At 39.6% G+C, this 23,749-nt stretch carries 18 protein-coding genes and 2 tRNA genes; 4 read left to right on the forward strand and 16 right to left on the reverse strand.

What is annotated here, in order from left to right:
• Positions 1-170: 170 nt before the first annotated feature.
• From P2W72_RS14125 to P2W72_RS14140, 4 genes are read left to right on the forward strand one after another with little or no spacing between them, the layout of a single operon-like run.
• Positions 171-2,492 carry a PSD1 and planctomycete cytochrome C domain-containing protein gene (locus P2W72_RS14125; RefSeq protein ID WP_276363801.1) on the forward strand — a complete coding sequence of 774 codons (2,322 nt, stop codon included), beginning with the start codon at positions 171-173 and terminating at the stop codon, positions 2,490-2,492.
• 2 nt (positions 2,493-2,494) lie between these two features.
• Complete coding sequence (locus tag P2W72_RS14130) at positions 2,495-3,949, forward strand: DUF1501 domain-containing protein (RefSeq protein ID WP_276363803.1); 1,455 nt, start codon at positions 2,495-2,497, stop codon at positions 3,947-3,949.
• Positions 3,950-3,961: 12 nt separating this feature from the next.
• Positions 3,962-4,987: a hypothetical protein gene (locus P2W72_RS14135; RefSeq protein ID WP_276363806.1), complete on the forward strand. Its 1,026-nt coding sequence runs from the start codon at positions 3,962-3,964 to the stop codon at positions 4,985-4,987.
• A 21-nt stretch (positions 4,988-5,008) separates the two neighbouring features.
• Positions 5,009-7,156: a c-type cytochrome domain-containing protein gene (locus P2W72_RS14140; RefSeq protein ID WP_276363808.1), complete on the forward strand. Its 2,148-nt coding sequence runs from the start codon at positions 5,009-5,011 to the stop codon at positions 7,154-7,156.
• A gap of 204 nt (positions 7,157-7,360) precedes the next feature.
• On the opposite strand, the gene P2W72_RS14145 is transcribed toward P2W72_RS14140, so the two are convergent.
• The 16 genes from P2W72_RS14145 to P2W72_RS14220 form a co-directional block, all read right to left on the reverse strand.
• Complete coding sequence (locus P2W72_RS14145) at positions 7,361-7,750, reverse strand: hypothetical protein (RefSeq protein WP_276363811.1); 390 nt, start codon at positions 7,748-7,750, stop codon at positions 7,361-7,363.
• Positions 7,710-7,991, reverse strand: coding sequence for a heavy metal-binding domain-containing protein (locus P2W72_RS14150; RefSeq protein ID WP_276363814.1), 282 nt, complete (start codon positions 7,989-7,991; stop codon positions 7,710-7,712). The genes P2W72_RS14145 and P2W72_RS14150 overlap by 41 nt, the downstream gene beginning before the upstream one ends.
• Before the next feature lie 44 nt (positions 7,992-8,035).
• On the reverse strand, positions 8,036-8,524 hold the full coding sequence (locus P2W72_RS14155; RefSeq protein ID WP_276363817.1) for an SRPBCC family protein: 489 nt from the start codon (positions 8,522-8,524) through the stop codon (positions 8,036-8,038).
• Positions 8,521-9,402 (reverse strand): ribose-phosphate pyrophosphokinase, encoded by an 882-nt coding sequence (locus tag P2W72_RS14160; protein WP_276363819.1) that lies wholly within the window; start codon positions 9,400-9,402, stop codon positions 8,521-8,523. The genes P2W72_RS14155 and P2W72_RS14160 overlap by 4 nt, the downstream gene beginning before the upstream one ends.
• Position 9,403: 1 nt before the next feature.
• The gene (locus tag P2W72_RS14165) at positions 9,404-10,912 is read right to left on the reverse strand and encodes a thymidine phosphorylase family protein (RefSeq protein WP_276363822.1); all 1,509 of its coding nucleotides are present in this window, start codon (positions 10,910-10,912) and stop codon (positions 9,404-9,406) included.
• A gap of 112 nt (positions 10,913-11,024) precedes the next feature.
• Positions 11,025-13,724 carry a cation-translocating P-type ATPase gene (locus P2W72_RS14170; protein ID WP_276363824.1) on the reverse strand — a complete coding sequence of 900 codons (2,700 nt, stop codon included), beginning with the start codon at positions 13,722-13,724 and terminating at the stop codon, positions 11,025-11,027.
• Positions 13,721-14,518, reverse strand: a complete 798-nt coding sequence (locus P2W72_RS14175) for a restriction endonuclease (RefSeq protein ID WP_276363827.1) — start codon at positions 14,516-14,518, stop codon at positions 13,721-13,723. The genes P2W72_RS14170 and P2W72_RS14175 overlap by 4 nt, the downstream gene beginning before the upstream one ends.
• A 101-nt stretch (positions 14,519-14,619) precedes the next feature.
• Entirely contained in the window at positions 14,620-15,816 is a 1,197-nt protein-coding gene (locus tag P2W72_RS14180) for an efflux RND transporter periplasmic adaptor subunit (RefSeq protein ID WP_276363829.1), read from the reverse strand.
• Between the two features lie 3 nt (positions 15,817-15,819).
• Positions 15,820-16,983 (reverse strand): efflux RND transporter periplasmic adaptor subunit, encoded by a 1,164-nt coding sequence (locus tag P2W72_RS14185; RefSeq protein WP_276363832.1) that lies wholly within the window; start codon positions 16,981-16,983, stop codon positions 15,820-15,822.
• Positions 16,984-18,240 (reverse strand): TolC family protein, encoded by a 1,257-nt coding sequence (locus P2W72_RS14190; RefSeq protein ID WP_276363834.1) that lies wholly within the window; start codon positions 18,238-18,240, stop codon positions 16,984-16,986.
• Positions 18,241-18,242: 2 nt separating this feature from the next.
• A complete protein-coding gene (locus P2W72_RS14195) occupies positions 18,243-20,135 on the reverse strand; it encodes an efflux RND transporter permease subunit (RefSeq protein ID WP_346429777.1) in 1,893 nt (630 codons plus the stop codon).
• A 10-nt stretch (positions 20,136-20,145) separates the two neighbouring features.
• On the reverse strand, positions 20,146-21,405 hold the full coding sequence (locus P2W72_RS14200) for an efflux RND transporter permease subunit (protein WP_276363839.1): 1,260 nt from the start codon (positions 21,403-21,405) through the stop codon (positions 20,146-20,148).
• A gap of 297 nt (positions 21,406-21,702) precedes the next feature.
• Positions 21,703-21,879 (reverse strand): hypothetical protein, encoded by a 177-nt coding sequence (locus tag P2W72_RS14205; RefSeq protein WP_276363841.1) that lies wholly within the window; start codon positions 21,877-21,879, stop codon positions 21,703-21,705.
• An 87-nt stretch (positions 21,880-21,966) separates the two neighbouring features.
• A tRNA-Pro gene (locus P2W72_RS14210) sits at positions 21,967-22,040 on the reverse strand.
• Between the two features lie 247 nt (positions 22,041-22,287).
• On the reverse strand, positions 22,288-22,929 hold the full coding sequence (locus tag P2W72_RS14215) for an OmpA family protein (protein ID WP_276363844.1): 642 nt from the start codon (positions 22,927-22,929) through the stop codon (positions 22,288-22,290).
• A gap of 592 nt (positions 22,930-23,521) precedes the next feature.
• Positions 23,522-23,608: transfer RNA gene (locus P2W72_RS14220), tRNA-Ser, on the reverse strand.
• Positions 23,609-23,749: the final 141 nt, after the last annotated feature.

Below are 23,749 nucleotides of genomic sequence, written 5' to 3' on the forward strand. Positions count from 1 at the left end.
TGTTTATGAGGATTATATTTCCCGGTTTGTGGATATTATTCCCGTATAGTAAAATATGGGTAAGATGTTTTCAAAATTCTTCTGCACAAATTCCGGGTATTGCTATTGATTTAAAGCAATGGTATATTAGATAAACCAAGTAAGGTATTTAACTGATAAACAAATCAATAATGAACAAAAAGGCCTGTTATCTTTTGATTTTATCTGTATTGCTTATTTATGGGATTCAGGCCTGTAATTCTACATCTGATGATTCTGCAGAGCCGGATATTCCTGAAACAGTTAGCTATAATTTTGACATCAGACCCATACTTTCTGATAAATGTTTTACATGTCATGGCCCTGATGGTAATAAAAGAGAGGCCGGACTTCGTTTGGATAATGAAGAAAGTGCCTTCAGGGCTCTAAAGGATAATCCCGGAGCACATGCTCTTGTTGCTGGTAAACCTGATCTATCGGAAGTATTCATACGGATATCATCTAAAGACACTGCCGTCTTGATGCCACCCCCATCATCAAATCTTAAATTAACTGTCCGTGAGATCGGCTTAATTGAAAAATGGATCAAACAGGGAGCTAAATACGAGAAACACTGGTCGTTTACTGCACCCAAAAAGGCTCCCCTGCCTGAGGTGGATGATAAAGACTGGATAAGAAATGAAATAGACCACTTCATTCTTGCCAAAATGGAAAGCCGCGGACTTTCGCCCAATAAGGAGGCAGGAAAGGAGTTCCTTTTAAAGCGGTTAAGCCTCGATCTAACCGGATTACCTCCCGGTATAGATCTGATGGATAGCTTCCTTGCAGATAAAAGTCAGGACGCTTATGAAAAAATAGTAAACAGGCTTTTAAATAGTCCGGCTTATGGAGAAAAAATGGCTTTATACTGGCTTGATATTGCACGTTTTGCAGATTCACATGGTTATCAGGATGATAGTTACAGGTCGCAATGGCCCTGGCGCGACTGGGTGATCTATTCATTCAATAAAAATATGCCTTATGATCAGTTTGTGACCATGCAGCTTGCCGGCGATCTTATGCCCAATGCAAGTAAAGAACAGATTCTTGCAACAGGGTTTAACAGAAATCATAAGATCACTGAAGAGGGTGGAGTAGTGGACGAAGAGTACCGTGTGCAGTATGTGATTGATCGTACAAATACTTTTTCAAAAGCTTTAATTGGTGTTACTATGGAGTGCGCGCAGTGTCATGACCATAAGTATGATCCGTTTTCCCAGAAAGATTATTTTAAGCTCTATGCTTTCTTTAATAATGTGAGGGAGGTTGGACTTGAATCTGACGTTGGGGGCCCTGAAACGTATGCCAAAACTCCTTTTATAGAGATCAGTAATGATGAAGTTAAGAAGATTCTGAAATTCATTAATAAACGCGATACTAACCGGTTGATTGTTTCTGTGATGGGAGAAAAGGATACACTAAGGAAAACCTATATTCTTAAGAGAGGTGCCTACGATGCCCCTGATCAGGAAGTCGAACCCGGTACACCAGCTTCCATTCTGGATTTTGACAAGAATTATCCGCAGAATCGATTAGGCCTTTCCAAATGGCTGTTTGATAAAAGGAATCCGCTGACTGCGAGGGTTTTTGTTAATCAGATTTGGCAGGAAATTTTTGGACGCGGATTGGTTAAAACTGCGGGCGATATGGGAATGCAGGGTGAATTACCTTCACATCCCGAACTGCTTGACTGGTTAGCCGTAGATTTTATGGATCATGGCTGGAACATTAAGCGATTAATAAAACAGATTGTGAGTTCTGCAACCTACCGTCAGTCTGCTGTGATTAGTTCAGATAAATTGAAATCTGATCCTGAAAATATCTTTCTGTCCAGAGCACCCCGTTACAGGATTAAGGCTGAGTTGATCCGTGATATTGTGCTTTCCAGCAGTGGGTTACTTGTAAAAACTATCGGTGGTCCAAGTGTAAAACCATACCAGCCTCAGGGTTTATGGGAAAATGCCACTTCCGGACGCGGGATATTAAGAACCTATAAACAGGATCATGGAGAAGATCTTTACAGAAGAGGAATGTATACCTTTATTAAGCGTACTGTTCCTCCGCCGGTTATGGGAGTGTTTGATGCCAGTAATCGTGATCAGTGCGAGGTTTCACGTCTGAAAACCAATACCCCTTTGCAGGCTTTGATTATGATGAATGACCCTGCGGTTCTGGAGGCATCGAGGGTATTGGCAACAAGGCTGGATACGGAGCCTGCTCAAATTAATGAAAAGCTTATTAAGGCATTCAGATTGATTGTATGCAGAAAGCCGAGCGAGAAGGAAATCCGATTACTGACTGAGTACTATAAGGATCAGCTTAATATTTTCAGCAGGCAAAAGATAAGAGCTGAAAAATTACTGGCTGTTGGAGAGGCTCCATTTCCAGATAAAATGGATAAAATTCGTGTAGCGGCCATGATGCAGGTTGTTACAGCACTTTATAATCTTGAAGAAACCATAACTAAATCCTGATCATGGAAAAAGATTTTTTAGAGCATGGTCTCAATTTTAACCGTCGCAGATTTCTGTCAAGACTTAGCCTCGGTCTGGGAAGTGTAGCCCTGGGTTCATTACTCGTGCCGGATATTTTTAATGGAGACTCTTCTGATTCTGGTTGGGTACCCGGAATTCCGCATTTTGCACCCAAAGCAAAGCGGGTGATTTATTTGTTTCAGAATGGTGCTCCTTCGCAGCTTGAATTATTTGATTATAAACCCAGATTGAGGGATTTAATGGGACAGGATTTGCCCGACTCAGTAAGAAGAGGGCAAAGACTTACCGGAATGACTGCCAATCAGACTTCTTTTCCAATGGTAGGCTCATTTGTTGATTTTAAACAATACGGCGATTCCAGAAGCTGGATAAGTGATCTGCTCCCGCATACAGCCAGGGTTGTTGATGATATCTGTATCATCAGATCAATGTACACAGAAGCCATTAATCATGATCCTGCGCTTACTTTCTTTCAAACCGGAGCACAGCAGGGTAACCGGCCCAGTATGGGATCCTGGCTGAGCTATGGCCTTGGAAGCGAGAATAAGAATCTTCCATCTTTCACTGTACTGTTATCCAAAGGAAGACAGGGAAACAATCAGGGAGTATATTCCAAATTGTGGTCGAGCGGATTTTTAGACTCAGTACATCAGGGTGTACAGTTCAGCAGTGGCGATGATCCTGTGCTTTATCTCAAGGATCCGGATGGAATGAATAAACAGGAACGCCGGAAGTTTCTGGATCATTTATCTCAGCTGAACCAGATTTCCTATGAAGAATTTGGCGATCCGGAGATCAGCACTAAGATTCAGCAATATGAAATGGCTTACAGAATGCAAACCGCCGTACCGGATATTATGGATCTTTCGAAGGAACCGGATGATATTATAAAATTGTATGGTTCTGATTCCATGATTCCCGGAACATTTGCAGCCAATTGTTTACTGGCACGCAAACTTTCAGAAAATGGTGTTCGTTTTGTTCAGTTATACCACCAGGGATGGGATCATCATGGGAATTTGCCTAATGATATTGCTTCTCAGGCTAAGGAAGTGGATCAGGCATCAGCCGCTTTAATTACTGATCTTAAGCAGCGGGGTTTGCTTGATGAAACTCTGGTAATATGGGGTGGTGAATTCGGACGTACGAATTACAGTCAGGGTAAATGGACTGCGGGGAATTACGGACGCGACCATCATCCCCGCTGTTTCAGTATCTGGATGGCCGGTGGTGGAATAAAACCGGGTATTTCTTACGGTGAAACCGATGAATTCGGCTATAATATTGTAAAAGATCCGGTTCATGTTCATGATTTTCAGGCAACGATCCTCAATCAGTTAGGGCTTAATCATGAGAAATTAGTTTTTAAACATTTAGGAAGAAGATATCGTCTTACTGATGTTTCAGGGAAGGTAATTAATGACATTTTAGCTTAGAATTCAAACAGAATGAACAGAAGGAAATTTATTCAGAATACCGCGTGTGCATCAGCGGGGTTGCTAATTACCAAAGACCTTTTTGCAGTAAATAAAGGTCCGGTTTACGGGCATAATGGAATGAAGTATACACTGGATACTCAATGGAGTAGATCTGACAGTGTTAAATATCCTGTAAATGATTGCCATGAAATGGTTCAGGATAATAAGGGACGTATTATTTTACTGACCAATGAAACTAAAAATAATATCCTGATCTATAATAAATCAGGTAAACTGCTGGATAGCTGGGGGCATGAATTTCCCGGTGGCCATGGATTGAGTATTGCAGATGAAAACGGGACTCAATTTCTGTATATCACAGATACCAATAAGCACCAGGTTTATAAAACAACGATGGATGGGAGGGTACTTCTGACCATTAATGCACCATTAGATGCCGGGATATACAAAAAATCAGAAGAGTTTGTCCCAACAGAAGTTGCCGTGGATACAAACGGTGATTTTTTTATCGCAGATGGGTATGGAGCTCAATATGTTCTTCATTACAGTCATGATGGTAAGTTAAAGGGATATTTCGGAGGCAGGGGCAAGGACGATGAGAATCTGGATAATGCACATGGAATAGTTATTGACAGAAGAACTGGGACTCCTTCTTTATTGGTAACCGATCGCACCAGAACCTGCTTTAAACGTTTTTCTATGGATGGAAAGCTTGAAGAGATTATTAAACTTCCGGGTGCCTGTGTTTGTCGTCCTGTGATTAAGAATGATCATCTGTATGCTGCAGTACTTCGTTCTCCGAATCTCAATAATGCTGGATCCGGGTTCATCACCATACTGGATAAAAACAATAAAGTAGTTTCAAATATTGGAGGTACTGAACCGCAATACATCAATGATCAGTTACAGACAATGACTCAGTCAGAAAAAATATTCGTTCATCCTCATGATGTATGTGTTGATGATGATGAGAATCTTTATGTTGCACAGTGGGCATCAGGAAAAGTATATCCGTATAAATTTAAAAGGGTCTGATCCTGCTTTTCCTTTTCAGGTATGAATACAAAGCTTAAAGCTTATGCCGGGAATCTGATATTTAGTCTGAACATCCTGATTCTGTTTCTTTTGTTTTATGATGATCAGCTGATCATTCCTGATTGGTTACAGTCTGTTGGCAGGCTGCATCCGATGTTTTTGCATTTTCCGATTGCAATATTATTCTTAGCCTTTATTCTGGAGTACTTCCGATTCAATGAGAAGTTCAGAAGTCAGGAGTTTTATGCAAAGTTTACTGATGCCCTGTTACTAGGAGGAATATTATCTGCCGGAATAACTGTGGTGATGGGTTTAATACTATCAGTTGAAGATGCTTATGAAGGTGAGCAGCTTGAATGGCATAAATGGTTTGGAGTAAGTCTGGTTTTCATATCAGCGGTTTTTTATGTTTTAAGAAATTCAAAGTTCTATAATTTAGTTTATGCTAAGGCCGGTACAGTCATCCTTTCGCTACTGCTTATTATGGCAGGGCATTTTGGGGCTGTTCTGACCCATGGCGAAAACTTTGTAATGGAGCCTGTTAGTACAAGAGCATCTGTTTCGCTTGAGGAGGCATTGGTTTATGATCATGTAATTCAGCCCGTATTTCAGGAAAAATGTATCAGTTGTCATAATGATCAGAAACTAAAGGGGAGTTTAAAACTGACAGATACATTATCAATTTTAAAAGGTGGTAAATCGGGCAAATTATTTATTGCCGGTAAACCTGATCTTAGTCTCCTGCTTGAAAGGATTCATCTGCCCCTGGGTGCAAAAAAGCATATGCCTCCTTCAGGGAAACCTCAGCTTACCGAAGAGGAGAGCAGGATGCTGTATTTATGGGTAAAATCACAGAGCGATTTTAAGCAAAAGGTGACTGATCTGCCCTTGAATGATTCTCTGAGAATACTGGCTGCGTCCAGTTTAAAACCTGCTGATCCGGATGAACAATATGATTTTGCCGCTGCAGATGAAAAGACCGTTCGGAAACTGAATAATTTCTACAGAAGAATAGAATCAGTAGCACAGGGTTCTCCCGCACTTTCAGTTAGTTTTTTTAATAAAGCAGCCTATTCAGCGGCCTCACTTGAAGAATTAAGTGCCATAAAAAAACAGATCGTATCATTAAGATTAAGCCGGATGCCTGTGAAAGATGCTGAGCTTAAATTGATATCATCCTTTAAAAATCTTGAGAAGCTTGATCTTAATTTTACAGACATCAGCAGTAAAGGCATTTCAGCTCTGAAAGGACTGGATAATCTGAAAGTCTTGTCGCTCTCAGGTACCGCTGTTAAGTTTTTTGATCTTCAGAGTATGTTTGCCGGCAAAAATCTTAAAGAAATAACGATCTGGAATACAGGGATTAGTGATTCAGAGATTAAGCAGCTTAAACAGCAGTATCCGAATATCAATTTTATCAGTGGATATAAAGACGATGGATCAAGTATGATTCAGTTATCAAAGCCTGTTTTGAAAAATAATGGCAGAGTGTTCTCAGATCAGTTAGCGGTAAACCTTTATCATCCCAGGAAAAGTATAGCCATCCGGTACACATTGGATGGTTCAGAACCCGATAGTATTAAATCTCCTGTTTATAATGGTAATTTACTGATTAAGGAAAGCCTTGTCCTGAAAACAAAGGCATTTAAAGAGGGCTGGAAAAGTAGTGAGACCGCCGTGTTTACATTATTCAGATCAATAAAACCAGATCAAATATCCCTGATGAAGGCTCCGAATGAAAATTATAGAGCTGCAGGAGCTAATTCCCTGTTTGATGCCCAGCTTGCTGATATTGACCCAAATAACAATAACTGGCTAGGTTTTATGGAAAATGATCTTGTTCTGAACCTGAACTTTAAGCAGCCAAAGAATATCAGGAAGGTTGGATTAAATACACTGATTTCGACAGGGAGTTCTGTGTTTCCGGCTCAAAGTATCCATGTTTATGGAGGAACTGATGAAAAGAGTTTATCATTACTTGGAATTTTACGTCCTGCAATGCCGGGGAAAGAGGATAAACCGGGGATAAAGAATCTCGAAGTAACGCTTCGTAATAAAACTGTTTCCTGTCTGAAGATTGTTGCCAAACCCCTGATAAAAATCCCTTCATGGCATGCTTCGAAAGGAAAACCGGCATTGATGCTTGTGGATGAGGTTCTGATAAATTAAATTTACCGCACCAGAGTTTTAGCAGAGGGCTGTCAGAATAATCAATATGCCATTCAAATAGCTGTATATCAGAAAATTGTATATCTGGTATAATAAAGCTTACCTTTTTTTACATCTGCTTTGAAACGGCGATTGTACGAAATTGGATATCTCATTGCAAATTATAGTAGTGCATTATAATACACCTTAATACGGGAATATTTACTATAGATTATGAAATATAGATAAAGGTGCAATATAACGCATTAGTTGAACCAATAACTCCAGCTCTTTGGATGCACCTGCAATAGATTTCATTTCAATCCAATGCCCCAGAAGCATAATGAGTATCAGGGTCGACAATTCCCAGAAAAAATCCATATCCTGTAAGCCAAATACAATGGCTACACTGTAAACGTATGCTACGGTTATTGCGAAACCGATCAGAAACATCATGCCGGGATTTTTTGCCTTTGTCTCATCAACTAATCCTTTTAAAAAGGGCCTGCCGCCATAAAAAAACACAATCGTTGATAAGGCAAATAATATATAGGTTGATCCTGTAAAGTGCCAGTCAACACCAATAAACTGCTGTATCATTGGTGATAAAAGCATGATAGGAATAGTAAGTTGCAAGTACCACATAAAACCGTTTTTTGAAATCAGCGATCATTGCTATATGGTCATGTCCTGCATGTCCCATAGCCGCATGCTTATCATGGTCATGATTGGTCTTGTTTGCATCTTCCTTATCATTCACTGGAATAAGATTCATCCCACAAACAGGGCAATTACCCGGATTATCCTGAATAATTTCAGGATGCATGGGGCATGTGTATTTTTGTTGCTGTTCCATTTCAATAGTATTATTTGTTAGCTGAAGAGGCTTCGAACGCTAATTCAATGTGAAGCGGTTTCAAGGTTATTCTTTGTATCGTGAAGCATATTATTCAAACACCAATTGCAGTACCAGCGTGCAAACAGAAAAGAAAGTATCTTATAAAACCAATCTTTTGGCGGTAAATAACTAATTGAAAGTTTCACTATACTTCCTTTCTCATTCGGCAAAATCTCAAACCACATCCGATACCAGGACATAATAATAATTTTTGCATTGCCAAAAGTCTCCCATGCTTTTAACAAGGGAGGTTGCCATTGGGTGACCACTTCAGTGAAATCCAATGGCATTCCCATCATGTTACCATACCAACGATATTTGGCGCCTACGCCTGATGAGTGAGTTGAAAGTTGCTCGAGTTTCAACTTACTTCCCATCATCATCATTGAACTTTGACTCATGTGCATTCCTGTTTTTGAAAAATTATCCAGCTGTCTGAATACTTTATCAGGAGGGGAGTGAATGAGGATGCTTTTATTTTTTGTTTTCATTGATAAGTGATTGATGAAACGATAATGTCATCTATCTTGATTCTATTTGATTCATGTGGAATAGTGTTACAGGTAATAACATCTTCTGCTCCTGCATAAAGCAAATCAGCATAAGCATTGTTAGCAAATATTCCATGAACACCAATACAAAAAGGCTTTTTCATTCCTGCGTTTTTTAGGTGGATCACAGTTGCAATCATAGTTTGTGCAGTTGAAATAATATCATCTACTAACACGGGCGTATGATTTTTATAATTAATAACCTGTGGAACTGAGATTTCTACCTCGTCATCACCCTTCCTTGTTTTTTCGAGAACAATAAAAGGTGCTTCGGAATTCTTTGCGACCTCTGATACCCATTGAGAGCTTTCGCTGTCTGGCCCGACTAGTAATGGTTTAGTAATATTCTTTCTTATCCAATCGGAAATTAAGTTTGATGCATGCAGAACAGTTGTTGGGATGGAATATATCTCAGATAAATTATTTCTGCGGTGCAAATGAGGATCGATGGTAATAAGTGAATCCGCGAATGATGAAGCGAGTTTTGAAAAATATGTCGAAGTAATCCCTTCACCTGCATGAAAGCGTTTGTCCTGGCGCATATAGGCAAGATAAGGTGAAATGAGGCAGGTGCATTTTGCCCCAAGTTCTTTTGCAGTCTGTGATAAGAAGAACAGTGGCAGCACCTTGTTATCCGGATGATCTAATGTGCATACCATAATCACTTGTTTGTCTTTAACATCGGAGAGAATTTTAACGTAAGTCTCCCCATCGGGGAACTGGCGGATAATTGCAATACCTAACTCAGCATTACACTTATCTGCCAGCGAATTAGTTAGTGGTTCATTTCCTGGTAAAGCAAAAAATATCTTTTGCATTTTATACGATTTTGATTATTTGACTGATAGAATTTAAGTAATCAACTGTGTATTGTAATTCTCCTTCTGCTTCAGAATAAATAGTATACAGTATTTGTCCTATTTCTATTTTAGTTCCAATTGGTGAATTGAAATAAATTCCTGCGGAAGGGCTATGGGGAGCACCTGCAAGTTTGGCAATTTTAGCTAATTTCCTGTTGTCGATACCAATCACCGTTCCGGCAGTTTCAGATTTGATATCCTTTTTATATCTCGCGAATTTAGGTTCCTTAAATCCTCCCTGAGCGATGCAGATATTTTGAAATTTAACATAGGCTTGTCCACTTTCCAGTATTTGTTTTGCTTTTGTAACGCCTTTTCCTAATTCAATTTTACCGGATAGCTCAAGCAGTGCTCCAGAAATAATTAGTGATTTTTCTTTCAGATCGGCGGGAGCATCATTTTGATTTCTTAATACAGAAAGAATATCCATCGCCTCTAATGAAGGCCCAATTCCTTTACCTATGGGCTGGGTGCCATCCGTAATTAATATTACTACATTTAATTTTATGGCATCGCCAACTGCTTTGAAATAATATTGCAGCTTAATTGCTTCATCCTGTGTTCTCACTTTCGCTGTGTCACCAACAGGGATCTCGATTACAACGTGCGTAGAGCCCGCCGCTGCTTTTTTTGATAGTACTGATGCGATCATCTGTCCGGTGCTATCAATGTCAAGCGCTTTTTCGACCCTGATTAAAATATCATCTGCAGGGCTCAAGTTGACTGAGCCTCCCCATGCAAGACATCCTCCTTCTTTTGTTACTACTTCTTTTAGGCGTTCAACAGACAAGTCTACAGTAGTCATGGTCTCCATTGTATCAGATGTTCCAGCAGGCGAAGTAATTGCACGTGAGGATGTCTTAGGAATTGTCAATCCAGCAGCTGCAACTATGGCCACCACAATAGGAGTGGTACGATTTCCGGGTAAACCTCCAATAGAATGTTTATCAAGAATGATTTTTTCATCCCATTTTAATCTTGAGCCGGAGTCGATCATGGCTTTTGTGAGACTAATAATCTCGTCTAAATCCAAATTATCACCCGCGCAGGCGGCAATAAATGCTGCTATTTCAATATCGGAATAAAGTCCACGTGTAAGGTCATTGATGATCCGTCGATAGGCTACGTCATCAATTTTTTTGTGATACATCTTTGCGCGAACATCACTCAATGATTCGATTTGTTTGAGATGGGTGATTGCAATTAGATCACCCGCTTTTGCATTTAACCGCTTCAGCGCCATATTAGAAAGTGCCGCTTCATGTTCCTGCAGCAAGTCTGAAGTAACAACATTCAGCGTAGCAATAATCTGGCTTTCTTTGAGACTAACAACAACTCGTGTAAGAGCTGAAAACCCTTCTGAAAGACAGATATGGCAATCACTTCGCATATATATAATGTGCTCACGATAGGTATCGATACCAAGTGATTTTACTGTTAAAGTCTTTGAAATATGCTGGTGTGCCATTTAGCTATTAATTGATAGGTTAATACTCAAATCCATCCTGTATATAGTGGGGCTTGGTTATTGTTGTTGTCGAACCGGAAAATTGAATCGTAATTTTAGATTCCCTTTTCAATTATAAAATAAGTTTAATGCGTTTTAAGACTTGATTAATTATCAGTGAAAGCAAACTGAATCCACATATAATGGTAAGGTCTTGCCGGCTTGGAGGATACAATGACAGTACATTTGCAACTGGAGGGACTAAGTATGTACCTAATGTGAGCATAATACACGAAAATATTGCGAACCAAACATACTTATTAGTGAATACATCGGTTTTAAAAAATGGTTTAGTGTTATCAGTTGACATATTTAATGTATGCAAAACTTGACAAAGAATGAGTGTTATAAATAAAATATTGTTGCATACTTCCGGGTTCCAGGGTTCTGATTTATGAATAGTAAAGTGTGAGAAGACAACTGCACCGATGGTACATGCCATTATGACTAATGAATAGACAAAAATTGAAATCCATCTTTGCCGGTTTATAATAGGGTCATTTGAATTTCTTGGAGGTAATAGCATTATTGAATCGCTACCTTTAGTTACCCCGAGTGCAAGTGCTGGCAAAACATCAGTGACAATATTGATATATAAAATTTGCAATGCGAACAATCCGAAGTGTAAGTTAAAAATAGATGCAATTGACACTATCAACAATTCGGTGATATTACATGAGAGTAAAAACACTACAAACTTTCGTATGTTTTCAAAAATAATTCTGCCTTGTTTTATAGCAAGTACAATCGATCCGAATGAATCATCTTTAAGGATCATGCTCGAAACTTCTTGTGCTACCTGAGTTCCACGTAAACCCATTGCTATGCCTATGTCCGCTTTCTTTAAGGCCGGAGCATCATTTACCCCATCTCCAGTCATGCCAACTACGTATTTATTTTCCTGCAATACTGAAACCAAATCCAACTTTTGTTTAGGACTTACTCGTGCAAATATTGTAGAGTTAGACCATTTTTGTTTTTCTTCTGAAGAAAGATTTTCATAATCATTCATTTCATCACCGTGAATCACTACTTCATCATCCGAACCTGATATGCCAAGTTTGGATGCAATATTTTTTGCGGTGGCAGGATGGTCCCCTGTAATCATTACAACCTTTATTCCGGCGGATTTACATTGTCGAATAGCTTCAAATACATCTTCTCGTGGAGGGTCGAGCATTCCGATCAAACCAACAAAAATAAGATTGCTTGTCAATTCAGTTGTAGATTCTTCTGCATCTTTATAAGCAGTTCCTATCATCCGCAAACCTGATGCTGCCAGTTTTTCAGCTTCATGTATCCATTTTGTTTTCGTTGTCTGATCGAGTGTTATAATTTCGTCTTTCGCAAGTAGAAGACTGCATCGTTTAATCAATTCTTCAACAGCGCCCTTTGCAACAACAAAATATTGTTCATTTGACTGATGCAAAGTAGCCATGATGCGTGTTTCTGATGAAAATGGCTCTTCTTTAATTTTTGGGAACTGCTTTCTGAATGGCACAATATCCACGTCATTGCAGTAGGCGAATTTTAACAAGCCGGTTTCAAGAGGGTCTCCAACTTCTTCAATCAGTTTATTTTTAAAAACAAGTTCCGATGTGTTGCATAATACCGCTATTTTTTTGATAGTCTGATAACCTCCACTTTTAGAAACATGGTCGTCAAGAGGAAAATCACACCTTCGTAATAAGGTGTTTAATTTTATTTCCAATCTACCTTCACTGGTAACGATCGTGGTGACTTCAATTATATTTTGAGTAAGCGTTCCCGTTTTATCTGTGCAAATAACATTAGTTCCCCCTAAGGTTTCAACGGATTCTAGTTTCTTTACAATCACATTATGCTTTGCCATTTTAACCATCCCTTGTGCAAGCGCAAGTGTAGCAACAATAGGTAGTCCTTCCGGTATCGCGGCCACGGCTAGAGCGATGGAGGTTTTAAGCATTTCTATAACTGGGTCACCGTAAAGTATTCCTGCGATAAAAATTACGATGACTAAAGCGACTGTAATTTTTATCAGTTTCTTACTGAACTCTTCTAGCTTTTTTTCCAAGGGAGTTACCGCCTGCTCAGCCATTTGTACCATCGAAGCTATTTTGCCTATCTCTGTATTCATTCCCGTCCCGGTCACAATTGCTTTTGCATTCCCGCTTATTACAAAAGTTCCTTTGTAAATCATATTTATCCTTTCGGCGAGCGAGATACCTTTATTAAGAATCCTGTCTTGCTTTTCAACAGGCATCGATTCACCTGTCAATGCGGATTCATTCACATGGAATTGCGACACGTTAAAGACCCGTGCGTCAGAAGGAATAATATCACCTGCTTCGATGTATAGGATATCGCCAGGCACAATTTCAGCCGATGGAATTTCAGTTAAGATATTATCGCGAATGACTTTTGCATTCGTCTGTGTCATACGCCTAAGGGCGTCCATGGATCGCTCCGCCTGAAGTTCCATCAGAAAGCCTATGATTGCATTTATTATAATTACAGCAATAATTGCAATCCCCTCGAGCCACTCCCTGAAAAAAAAGGATAATGCGGCTGCGGTCAAGAGCATATACACCATGGGATTTACAAACTGGCTAAGAAAGATTAGAAGGAGGTTTTTCTTTTTCTTCTGTTCGACAATATTTTTTCCGAATAGTTGACAGCGTTTTTCTACTTCTTTAGTTAATAAGCCTTCAGGAGTATTTGAATTCAACTGTTTGCAAAGTTCCTCTGTGGTGGAAGAATGTGCGTTGTCAATGGGGTAGTGGATGGTATTCATTTGTGTGCTCTATTACATAAAGCTTGAGCTTCGTTCATTATAACCTTTCTTCGTTCCTTGTTGATTTTAGCATAGGAAAGTAAGTCCGGAGCTAGGCAAAGCTCCCTGCATAACACGATTTGGTTATCAAGAAGAAGCTTTTTTTCATTCAGACTCAAAGTCGTGAGGCAGGTAAGTGGATACAATCCGGAAGCATCTATCTGTTCACGTAAACTGTTGCCTTTTAGAAAATCCAAGCTCAGTAAATTAAGTCGTGCACAGGACCCATATTTGATAGCATCATCTGAAAATCTTGTATTCGTCACTACCCATCCCTGGTGAAACTTGGTGCCGTGGCCAGGAATATTTTTCCATTGCTCTTCCACATCTTTAAAGTGTGCCTGTATATAAAGTGGAATTTTTACATCGCAATTGGTGCCCTGCAGATTATGAAACTTGCATTCAACCATGAAATGATGGTTCTCCCTTTCAGCCATCACATCAATTTCATGATTCACACAATGTCCCTTTACAATTTCTCCCACTTTTACTCTATAACCCTGATGAGATAGGAAGGCTGCAATATATTTTTCAAAAGGGAAACCACTTGGGCCTAGCTCCAGAATGGCGCGTTTGAGTTTATATCTTGCTGCAACAGTTCTGGATTTATTCTTTAATAAGCTGAAAGCAATTTTATAAATTTCAGTGGTAGGAATACCTTCGTAAACCTGGCTTTCCATTTCACTCATTATGGAATCAATCGTTTCGTCATTTGCACCTGCACGATGAAGTGAGAGCTTGAGTTTCTTTGGCATGAATAGCGTTCTTTCTCCCGAAGCTTTGGTGATAATAACATTTCGATTTTTCGATACCATCACATGTTTCTTTTAATGATATTTTTTTTTGATAATGTAGTTCACATATTATGACCTTCCATTGGTTTGACACCCATTTTGAAGATATATTCGCTGTTGAGTAAATATGCACCTGTGACCACTACCAAATCACCTGGCAGCAAACCACTTTTTATTTCTACTTTATTATTGGCCTCTCCACCAAGTTCTACCATTTTACTTTTGAATGTGTTTTTACCTGTTTGGACCCATACGGTAGCTCCTTTGGTATCACGAATAACGGCATCAACTGGTAAGGTGAAAGATAAATGTTTTGTGTTGCTGAGATAGACATATGCAGGCATCCCTGGCTTCAAGCGTTTATTTCTGTTCGGAATTGAAACGCGTACCAGATTAATTCTTGATCCGGACACGATCTCGGGATTTACGAAGTTAATTCTGCCAGGGATTTCTTCATTTGCCATATCGGGAATACGAACAATAGCGGGAGCATCCTGGGCTAAGGATGAGAATTGCGAAGCATATACCTGCGCTTCTGCCCACAAAGTAGAAAGGTCAACCAATTCAACAATGGTACCGCCTTCCATAACATAATCGCCCTGTAATATGTTCAAAGCAGTGATATAACCACTTCCTGTACTATAAAATGTAGTAGTTGGATCAGCCTTTCCGGTCAGTACAAGCTGTTTGATCTGACTGCTGTTCATTCCCCATAACCTGAGTTTATTTTCTGCACTTTGTTCAAGAGCAGCGAAATCAATGAGCTCATTGCCGGCAAGTATTCTTCGCCTTTCCCTAGTCTTTAGATATTCCTGTTTCGCATTATTTAACTCTTCGCTATAAATGTCATATAGCCTATCTCCATTTCGCACATAGTCTCCAGTATTTTTGAAGTACAACCGCTCTATTCGGCCCATAACTCTTGAACTGATCGCTGAAGTTTTGGTCTGGTCATAATTCAGGACCGCAGTTAAAACAGTTTGACTGCCAATATCACCGGAGCGAATAGTATCAACACTAATATTTCCCAAATGAATTTGCTGATCACTTAATTGCAGCTCATCCTTGTCAGGTGTTGCTGAGCTGCTTACCTGAATTAAGGGCATTTGACAGATAGGGCAATTCCCAGGCTTACTTACCATTACCTGCGGGTGCATGGAGCAGGTATAGTTAACCTCGTCATTTACTGTATGGGTGTCATGCTTTTTCTCCGAGCATGCCCATAATAAACAAACGAAAAATATTAGCAGATAACGCATATATTACTCTTTTACTTTAATGAAGCTTTCGCTGTCAATTAAATATTGTGCATTTAAAGCGACAGAATCGGATTCTGATATGCCCCTAATAATTTGAATGTTTTTACCCGATGTAATGCCGGTAATCACCTTTTTAGGGCTGAATCCATTTGCTGCTTTTAATAAAACAATCTTATCTATTCCCAGTGAAATTACAGATTCTTTTGGCAGCCAGTTAGCCATGTCCATATTTGCCGAGATACGTCCCCGCACCTGACTTCCCACGGGTAAACGCAGTATTGAATTATCAAAGTAAACTCTAACAGATGTCGTTCGACTATTATCCCTGTAAAAGGGTTCAATAAAATCAACATGACCCTGAAAAGATTGAGAGGCTGAAGATTCGGGATAAATGTTTACCAGCTGACCTTTTTTGATTAACGCTTGTCTGTCGGTATAAATATTCAACAGGGCCCATGCTTTTGAAGGATTATAAATACTAAAAAGTGTCTGCCCCTTTTGTATATACATCCCTTCTTTTAAATTCAATAATTCAGTACTGGGCTCAGTACTTTCCATTGATCCCTGAGAGGTTTGCTGCGCCATCGCGGTCGGCACTGCGCTCGTGTTATGTAAATGTCCTGTGGATCCACTATAGATACTTACCGCCAATAATGGCTTTCCTGTTTGCAGCACGTTCTGAATTTGTTCCGGATTCATCCCCAACAATAGTAATTTTTGCCTGGCGGCACTGATCAAAGAGCTGTTTGCGGCGTCATTTTTTGTAACAAAAAGCAGGTTTTGCTGTGCAGTAAGCAATTCCGGACTGTACACGTCCATGATTTTTTGCCCTTTCTCTATGTGCTGGTATTTATACCGCACATATAACTTCTCTATTCGCCCGCTTATTCTGGCCGAGATGGAACCTGTCATACGGGTATCGTACTCTACACGGCCCATTGCGTCAATTTCCACAGTTATTGTGTCCTTTTTAATTGCAGTTACCGGAATTGTAGAAATGACATACTCGTTTGCAGATTTTAGGGATGTTTCTAAACTCAACTCCCGACGAATCAACTCCTTATTACCAGCTTCATTATGAAGGGTATGATCCTCTTTCTTATCATTATTACATGCTAAGAATAAGAACAGTACAAAATAAGTCGGAAGCCGTGTTGAAACTATCATTTACTTAATTTCTAAAATCCGTTCTAATTCAACCCGTAACGTTAAAAACTGCTGTAACTGATCCAGATATTCGAGTTGTGTCATGTTTAGGCTTTCCCATGCATCATACAATTCAAACAGCTCTTCCGTATTTTGCCCGTAACCAAGCTGCATTACTTTGTAGTTGTTCTTGAGCGCTGGGATAATGTTCTCTTCGTATAATTTTAATTGCCTGCGTTTAGTATCAGCCTCTGTTTGCATGCCGGATGCCATGCCAGAAAGTTCGTTGATCCGCATCTGACGCTCAAAACCAAGGCTCTCCCGGCGCAGACGCAGGCTTTCAATGTTTGCTTTATTCATCCGGCTTGCCCAGCTTGTAAAAGGGATACGCACCATCGCCATTGCTGTATATTGCAGGGGTTGTCCGCCAAAACCGAACATGTGCTCATATCTGAAACCAATTTCTGGCTTTAGTCGCACACGTTCCAGCTCTTGCTGTAAGAAGGTTAGCTGGATATCCCTGTCTATGGCTTTCAGATCACTTCTGGAATTAACAAGCGCGAGGCTCACTTCTCCCGCGTTAATGAGATCTTTTATAAGCAAGGTTGTGTCGACATCGAAAGATGTTTCCTTATCTCTATTCATTAACGTATTTAAGTTAATTCGACGAAGACGCATGTCATTTTCAAACATCAGCCGCATACTTTGGATGTTGCCGAAAGCCGCTTTTGCTTTATAATAGGCACCTAATTTTTCCAGACCGTTTTTGTATCGTATTTCTGCATCCTTTACCATGAATTCAAGGAGCTTTTCATTCTCTTTTATTACTTCGAGTTTCTTTTTAATAACTACCCATTCGTAATAGTTTTTCTTTGCATCGGCAATTAACTCGTTCAAAGTGGCCTGTTTTTTTTCCTTTACCACTGTAGACATGGCACTCATGTAACTATATTCAGCCGTCTGCTTTTTTTTATTGGGAAGCATCTGCTGTAGGGCGATAGAATATTGGCCCATTCCTTCGCCCATGTCGGTTTGGCGCGTATATTTGGGATTATAGGGCATCATAAAAAAGCCTGTCCCCACTTCAGTCGGCATCCAGCTCCAGGCTCCTTTTGCTGCTGCATCCATAGCCTCTGCTTCACTATCATACATCCGCAGAGAAGAGTGGTTCTTTAGTATGATCTCTTTCACCTGATTAATGCTCAACTGCTGAGCTCTGGATGAAATTCCTGACAAAAGAAGGAAGAACAGCGCGGAAATACAGGATGAGATTTTCATTTTCAATCTTTTAATTCTTCAATCAATAGCTTGCCGGTTTTTTTTAATTCATGTTCCCGCACCAGGGCATACATGGCTGGCAAGACAATCAGCACAAAGAATGTAGATGTTGCCAGGCCAAATACAAAAGGAATGGCAATGGGCTTCATCACATCACTACCGGTGCCCGTAGCAAGCAGAAGAGGCATCAAGCCGATAATATCTACAAGGACGGTCATTAATTTCGGCCGTAATCTTAATGCTGCACCTTCGTAAACAGCTTCCTCTATGTCAGTTTTTGTTAGTAGTTCGCCACTGGCCTTTTTTTCCAGTACTTTGTTATTTAAAGAGTTATTCAGGTAGACCAACATAAGCACACCAGTCTCAACAGCTATTCCAAAAAGCGCAATAAATCCGACGGCAACTGCTACAGAAAAGTTTACATCAAAAAAGAATAGGGAATAAGCACCACCAACAAGGGCCACAGGAACGCTGGATAGTACAATCAGCACTTCGCGGAATGTATGGAACGTGAAATAAAGTATTATTGTAATGATGAGCAGCACAATCGGGATCAGAACCTTTAACCTTTTTTCTGCACGTACCTGATTTTCATATTGTCCGCTCCATTCTATAAAATATCCTTTTGGCAACTTTTGTACGAGGCTTTCAAGTTTCTTTTTTGCGTCGTTTACGGTACTACCAAGATCTCGTTCGCGCACATTAAAAAGCAAAGTTCCCCTTAGCATAGCATTTTCTGAGTTGATCATGGGAGGCCCTTCTGCTATAGAGATATCTGCAACGGCAGATAGAGGCAGAGGCCCACTCGGACTGGTAACCAAAACATTTTTTAACTGCTCAATATTGCTTCGAAAATCCTGTGCAAAACGTGCATTTACTGAAAAACGTTGGCGACCTTCAATCGTTGTAGTCATGTTCATTCCGCCAATAGAGGCTTCAACAACCATGTTTACATCATCGACACTTAGACCGTAGCGTCCTATTTCATCTTTCTTAACTTTTATTTCCACATACTTTCCTCCAACAATAGGTTCCACATATAGGTCTTTAACACCATCCAGGCCTGTCAGAGCTACTTTAAATTTTTGAGCCAGGATATTAATGGAGTCAAGGCTCTGGCCATAAATTTTCACTCCCACATCGGTACGTATGCCTGTGGAAAGCATATTAATGCGGTTGATTATAGGCTGTGTCCAGCCATTTATTACACCGGGGATTTGAAGTTTGCTGTTTAATTCATCTATGATCTTATTTTTTGTCATTCCTTCACGCCACTCCGATTGTGGTTTTAAAAGTACAATAGTTTCTATCATACTGATTGGAGAATTATCGGTCGCCGTATTTGCCCTCCCTGCTTTCCCCAATACATTGTGGACTTCGGGCACAGTTTTAATCAGTTTGTCCTGCACCTGCATGATGCGTTTTATCTCTGTGTTCGAAACGTCGGGAAGGGTTACAGGCATAAACAACAAGGAACCTTCGTCCAAAGGGGGCATGAACTCTGTCCCTAAACGCATCACCAGCGGAATACTTGCTGCAACCATAACAAAAGCGATAGCAATAGTTGCTTTCTTCCAGCGAAGGCACCACCCGATTATTGGATCATAGAGCCATAGAAAAAATCTGGAAACCGGATGCTTCTTTTCAGGTCTGATCTTACCTTTAAGCAGAATAGCCATTAGTACCGGGACAAGGAATATTGCCACAAAAGCAGAGCCTATCATGGCAAAGGTTTTGGTTAGCACGAGAGGAGTAAACAATTTGTTTTCCTGGCCTTCCAGCATAAGTATCGGGGCAAATGATACCAGTGTTATCAAAATTGAATTAAAAACAGCTTTTCCCACCAGTACAGAGGAGCTTTCTATTCTTTTTAACCGTTCTTCTTCTGATATCATGACCATTACATTAAGACTCTTCAGTTATAGATTTCAGAGCATTCTCTACCATTACAATTCCGGCATCGACCAGATCACCTACTGCTAATGCCACCCCGGCAAGCGACATTATATTGGAGCTTACATTAAACCAATCCATCATGATAAATGAAATTAAAACGCTCATTGGGATTGTTATTATCACGATCAAAGCACTTCGTACATGTAAAAGGAATATGAAAAGTACCACAGCAACCACCAGTATTTCTTCAATTACCGCCTCTTTCAAAGTGGCTATAGTTGCTTCGATCAGGTCCGAGCGATCATAGGCTACATGGAACTTTACACCAGCAGGCAAGCCTTTCTCTACGTCTTTTAGCTTCACTTTAAGCTGGTCAATAACATCTTTTGCATTTTCGCCGTAACGCATAACCACAATGCCGCCTACCTTTTCTCCTTCCCCATTTTCCTCTATAATCCCCAAACGAAGTTCTCCCCCCATCTGAACAGTAGCCACATCTTTAACCCGGATAGGAATAGATTCCCGAGTCATTAGGGGTATTTCCTCGATGTCTTTAATTTGAGTGATGTAACCAATTCCTCTGACAATATATCCCATATCTGCCATCTCAAATTTCCTTCCGCCAACATCATTATTATTCATTCTCACTTTTTCGAGCACATCCATTAGAGAGATGTTATAATAATTTAGCTTATGCGGATCGATTACAATTTGGTACTGCTTCTGAAAACCTCCAAAGGATGCAACTTCGCTTACTCCCGGTACGGTTTGAAGCGCAAACTTTATATACCAGTCCTGCAAAGCTCTAAGTTCTCCAAGATCATGGGATGGGGCATCTAAAGTATACCAGAAAATATGTCCTAATCCAGTGCCGTCGGGACCTAAGGTGGGGACGACTTCCTTTGGTAAAAGGCGTTGAGCATAATTGAGGCGCTCTAAAACACGAGTCCTTGCCCAATAGATGTCGACATTATCTTCAAAAATTATAAAGACGAAGCTCATTCCGAACATGGAGTTTGCACGGATGCTCTTGATTTTGGGGATACCCTGGAGATTACTGACTAATGGGTAAGTCACCTGATCCTCCATGATCTGCGGGCTTCTGCCCATCCATTCTGTAAAAATAATTACCTGATTTTCGGACAGGTCGGGTATGGCATCTACTTTGGTATTCTTTACAGAATAAATACCGTAGATTATAATGCCAGCAGCTAACAGCAGGACAACTATGCGGTTCTTTAAGGCCCAACTAATAGAATTACTTATCATATCTGTGAGTTAAAAACCCGATCCACCCATCAGCAAAAGGCTGTGTTGATTGATCCAAAGTGAGTTTTATCATGCATAATCGTAAAAGAAGTGTTTTTAAAGCCTGACGGCAGACATGAAAAAAAAATGATTGTGATCATTTAGTGAGCAAAAGTCTAAACGTGGTCTATTTCATTATTGATTCATTGCGATCAGGACCTTTGGAGGGTATATAACAGCAAGTTATACAAAGACATAACATGCTACTCCTGATTGTTCTTTTAAATCTGTGATTGCAATTATTAGATTAGGGTTTAATTAGTAAGTTATTGTGAATCCTCCCCCATATCCCATATCACTATCATAGTGAGTAGACAGGGAGAAGTATTCGGATACAATATACCGAATTCCTCCCATATATTCTTTATCGGTATTGCCCATCATATTTAGCCTGATCCTGCTTAGTTTTGCGTCAGATCCATAAACTAGACTCACTAAGAATGCAACAGATTGATAATCAGCGGGTAAGAAACAAAAAAGGTGTCACGATTATTCGCAACACCTTGATTGATAGTTATTTAGTCGGGGTGGCAGGATTCGAACCTACGACCTCCTGGTCCCAAACCAGGCGCGATACCGGGCTACGCTACACCCCGAACATTTAATAAACATTGCGTAGCTTTTATTTATTAACGTGCTGCAAAGATAGACTTTTAGTCATTCGTCGCAAATAAATTTGAAAATATTTTTAATGTTTTTTCAGGCTTTTTTATGATGACTGTATAACCTGCTGAATCTTAGGGAGAACAGAATATAACGTATTTCAATTTTTTCTGTTTTATACTTAATAAAAAAAAGCTTTGCGGTCTTTTAGCAAAGCTTTTTTATTATGATGAGCTTTATTTAATTGATCTGACCAAGGTTTAAACCATTGAAAACAATGTTAAATTCAGTTCTTCTGTTTAATTGCTGAACAGCCAATGAACAATTTGGATCATTTTTACACGGATTACCCGTATCTGGTCTGCCATGTTTAGAAATCAGTAATCTTTCCTGTGCAATTCCTTTGGATTTTAAGTAATCAATAGCCGACTGGGCTCTGTTCAGAGCTAATTTATCATTGTAATTAGACATCCTGCTGTCAGCGTAGGAGGTGGCTGCAACGCTGATACCCGGATTTTCATTCATTAACTTAACCAGATTGTCTAAAACCGGTATGGCATCCGGGCGAATGCCTGCATCGTCAAGGTCAAAGTAAATATCATCAACCTTGAATATACTTTTGAGGAAACTTAAATTGTCAAAAACATACTGCTCAGATGCCATGTATAAAGCCTTTCTGTTTAGCTCATTTGTAATATCATTTTCTGCTGAACCTCCACCATTTAAAAGATAACTGCTTTTTGCTGAAGCTGATTCTGAATTTACAGCCATGAAGTTCGCTTTGTTAAAATTAACAGAAAACGAATTTGTTTGCGCAGTAGTATTCAAACTGTATAATGAAGCTGTGATAGTAAGTACGGCAAAAAGTAATTTGGTATTCATAATCCTCAATTTATATCTCAGGTATTATTACGATGAAATATTTTAAAGGGTTACGATATTTTTTATTTTTATTTCATTATTAATTAAATTTTTATACTAAGGCAATCTGGGATGCTCTTTCTGTTAAAAATTATCAAGAATATATTCGGGACTGTAAATTCTGATTTCGGCTTTATGATACATTGTTAATTATAATGATAATTATTATCTGTTTATAAGAACTGCCTGAAGGGTAGAAATGACTATGATTATAAGACTTAGTAGCTGGCACCTACGTCCCCGTTTGAAAGACGTGTTATGCGGAGATGCACAACCAATCCATGTGCAGAGCCCCGGGAACCGGCCCGGTAAAAGATGCACATACAGATCATTTTAGCCGTAGGGAGGCAGTGGTGTATGATAAATATAGATTAGAATCAAGGGTACATCTGTCAGGAAATGAACAGCACCATACTACTAATTTAACCGGAAGGTGAGATTTCGTTGCAGTAACACATCCTTTTGAATGACGTGAATCGTCCCATCTCTTACACCCTGAAAATAAAAAAGAGCTATAAATGCTTGATTTATAGCTCTTTAATTATTGTTTTTGCGGAGAGAGAGGGATTCGAACCCTCGGTACCGTTGCCAGTACGACAGTTTAGCAAACTGTTCCTTTCGGCCACTCAGGCATCTCTCCTTAAAAATAAAAACCCTCTTTCGAGGACTGCAAATATAGTAAATCAGTCAGGCTGGCAAAAAATATTTTCAATTCTATGCGATATTTATTTTTTGTGCTTGTGGCAATAGAGAAATCAGATTGATTAGTCGCTGAAAAGCA

Source organism: Daejeonella sp. H1SJ63, from assembly GCF_029360775.1.
Lineage (GTDB): Bacteria > Bacteroidota > Bacteroidia > Sphingobacteriales > Sphingobacteriaceae > Daejeonella.